Origin of the sequence: Legionella sp., from assembly GCF_965140895.1 — a bacterium.
Lineage (GTDB): Bacteria > Pseudomonadota > Gammaproteobacteria > Legionellales > Legionellaceae > Legionella.
On sequence record NZ_CBCSKT010000061.1, the window covers coordinates 1 to 3,448 of the forward strand.

Sequence of the window (3,448 nt, forward strand, 5' to 3'; positions counted from 1 at the left end):
TGCTCGCAAAAATTTTTCTTACTTAAGCCGGAATCCTTCCAGTACTCGCGGTAGCTTGCTCTTTCTTCTTTCGTTAATCGTCGCGTTTTCTTCACTTCCCTTAACTCTTCTAGCGTCATGTTATTTTGCTCCTCTATAAAACTGCAAAGATAACAGGAGATGAAGAGGCTTTTTAGATGGGGATTTTTACCGCCTTACTTTTGATCAGCAAATAGAGAAGATACAGATTGCGTATTTATCTTTTCAACTTTAGGTGTTGCCAGCACCATCCGTCCTTTTGAATCAAATTTGATGTGCGGATTTTTGTCTGCCTTAATACGGCGATTGGTTTTATGATATGCCCCATGAAGTTTTCTTTGAAGGGCTACAATTAAATGATCAATGTCTGCAAAATCGAGCAACCCTGCTTCTTCCAGTAGCCTATTTTTGTTAGCCTGCCAATGTTCTTTTGGGTGTAAATAATTTTCCAGTGACAGGTAGCGATAGGCTGGTTTCAAACTGATAACACCCGCTTTTAAAGCATCTGCTGCGTGAAAATACAGCAGAACCTTGTAAAGAGATATCCTGAATTTACCTTCACTGGAATAGAGTGCTTTCTGCTCCTTTTCAGATAAAAAGCTGACGGGTGCTTCTTTTCCCACATTACCTGTTTTAGCCTGATAGTGTTTAATCGCTACCAAAATGGAAGGAATATCCTGATTTTCTGGAATATCAAATGCAATATTGCGCAAAATATCAGCCACTCTGTTCTGCAATTTTAGAGATAAATCCTCCAGGATATGATAATAATTCTGCGCGTTCATCTCATCGAACGCCTGTTTTGTACATTCATCCAGTTTTGGTTCCGGTGGATAAATTTCAAGATGCTGGTGATAGTCCTCCAGAAGTTGCCTGATTCGTTGAACCTTTTCCGAATCGTTTAAAGCAGGGGATGTTGCCAGCTTTTCAATTTTTTTTTAGTTGGGCCTTATAGGATATCCTTGCATCTGATAACAATTGCAGAGTTTCTTTTTGTTGATCTTTCTGAGGGTTGGCCGGGATCCTGACAATAAGGACCATTTGCCGTTTATTTTTAATTCAATTCTCAATTTTTCTCTATCTCCCGTCAAAAGGAATAAGCCAAATCGATTAAGATGGCCTGTGTGATAAGGCGATAAACTATTGAGCATTTCAGGGCTAATTTCATAACCTTAAGTTTTCATATCATTAATCGCGTTAGTCATATTAGTTAGGTAACAGCATTTGACCTAAATCCGCGTGGGTAAGTTTCATATTAAACCCCAAATGCCTGCTTTAATTCTGATTCACCCATCCAGTAGCAAAGTAATGGTGCGGGTATCTGCATAACATTTGTCGTTATTTCTGATAGATTTTTCATAATACCAAAGTCATCTAACGATTTAGTTACTACATAACCATGTGCAATATTTTTTTTCTTACAGAGTTCTAACAATCCTTTCAATGCTTTGGCATTCGTATGTTGTGAACGATATTTAACTTCAAATGGAATTATTTGATCACCTATCTGTGCTACAACATCCACTTCATGGTCTTTGATACCACGCCAATAGCTAAACCGAACATTTTTCGAGTAATATCTAGCAAATAGATGTTTAAATACAGCTGTCTCTGTAGCAATACCTAATGACTCAGGGTCATCCAGAATACTTTTATCTTTGAGTAATACGGCCGGGGCTATAGCTGCATCTGCTAAATAAATTTTATATTTAGCTCTCAAAATATCTTTACCGTAACCAAATGGAGGTAAACGATAAATAAGATTTGTAGCCTCCAATAAAGAGATATAACTTTGTATTGTAGGTCTCTTAACTTCAAGATTACTGCAAAGATCTGTCATATCCAGTAATCCACCATCATGCATGCATAGATAAAGGAAGGTTTGCTCTAACTCTAAAATACGACGAACACCAAACAAAGCTGTCATATCTCTTTTTAATACTTTATCAATTATATCTTCTCTTAAAAGGCGCTGTGCCTGGGTGATACTTTCAACTTGTGCTGTTTGTGGAAATCCACCTCGTAATAAATACTCATGAAAATGGCCTACATAATGAACCGCTAATTCCTTAACCCTATAAAAATCCTGCTGTGGCCACTCGTATAATTCTCGTAATGTCTTAACAGTTGGCAACTGGGGCAAATCAATCTTTTTTATTTGTAAATATTCGTAAAATGAGAGTGTTGTTAGACGAATAGTATACCAACGCCCTACCCCAGACTCTTGCTCTGCTTCTATAATTGGTGTTGCAGAACCTGTAAAAAAAATTCTTCTACTCTTCGAAAAGTCTACTTGATGCTTAATCCAGGTCCCCCAACTCCGCATGAATTGAGCTTCATCAATAAAAATATATTCCAAATCACCTGTTTTAGGCTCCCGTTCTCTCCACGCCTCTAATACAGCATCAATATCAGACATTTTTATTAGTGGATGATCAAAGGTTACATACAAAATATTTCCTGGTTTTACCCCTTCTTTCAAAAGCTTATCAATAGCTTGTAATAAAAGGGTCGTTTTACCTATCTGTCTAGCCCCAGACAAAAATATTGCTCTAGGTGCTGGTGGATTGATTAACCATAATTCCAGCTCATGGTAAGCTGCTCGATGCCAAGTAGGTAAATCCTGAATGGGCTCACCCCTCCACCAGGGATTAAATTGGGATACTACAGAAATTAACTCATTAGTAGATATTTTCATGAAAAAAACACTAAAGTAATAGTTTAGTTAAAGTATACTATAACTAATTATGAACAATAGTGTGTTTTTAAAATTTTTTTAGTTTTTCCTCAAGATTACATAAATATGCAGATATTAAATGCAGGAAAAAAATGGGGGGGTATTTACTAACATCCACAGTCAAAATCTTATTGTAGATATCCTAAAAAATATGGCTTATCGAAGTCAATAAATATGGTTAACATCTTCAATGATACGATATTATTAGTTTTTATGAGTTAATTAACTTGAAGGTACATAATGTTAATTGGGTTGGTCAGATCTATTGAGCCACATCACATTCATAATGACGCGCGCCATGAATCAGTTACGTGGTCTAATAGATGAACACGTCAGTACTATTGATGGGATATCTGATCAATAATAGTCTTTGCTTTTTCAATATACCAATCATCTGCTTCTTCTTCTGAGCTACGAATTGTAGCCTGTAGCTCATTTAATTTATTATCTCTTTCTCCTGAGCTTAGGGATTGTTCAATAATCCCATTTGTAGAAAAGCCGCCTTCTTGTAAATAGATGACTCTAGATTTAATTGATATGATCAGCCATCAACTATACTTATGCCAGCAATTCCCGCCATTAAAAAATATCCAGTAAATTAGCGGATCATAGGTGATCTAGGAATTAATTTTTCGTAGACTATCGCCACACTATTATTTTACTTAGGAAATCAGTTGGGATTTGTACGGAAAC

The 3,448-nt window shown here is 36.4% G+C and carries 2 protein-coding genes; both read right to left on the reverse strand.

The features are described 5' to 3' along the window. Positions 1-194: 194 nt before the first annotated feature. The gene (locus ACQY7T_RS08245) at positions 195-803 is read right to left on the reverse strand and encodes a hypothetical protein (protein ID WP_428412555.1); all 609 of its coding nucleotides are present in this window, start codon (positions 801-803) and stop codon (positions 195-197) included. A 470-nt stretch (positions 804-1,273) separates the two neighbouring features. Continuing rightward, entirely contained in the window at positions 1,274-2,716 is a 1,443-nt protein-coding gene (locus ACQY7T_RS08250; RefSeq protein WP_428412557.1) for an ATP-binding protein, read from the reverse strand. Positions 2,717-3,448 lie beyond the last annotated feature (732 nt).

Bases quoted from the DNA above. Each gene is read 5' to 3' on its own strand.
- ACQY7T_RS08245 (WP_428412555.1), bottom strand. From the start codon at position 803: ATGAACGCGCAGAATTATTATCATATCCTGGAGGATTTATCTCTAAAA.
- ACQY7T_RS08250 (WP_428412557.1), bottom strand. From the start codon at position 2,716: ATGAAAATATCTACTAATGAGTTAATTTCTGTAGTATCCCAATTTAAT.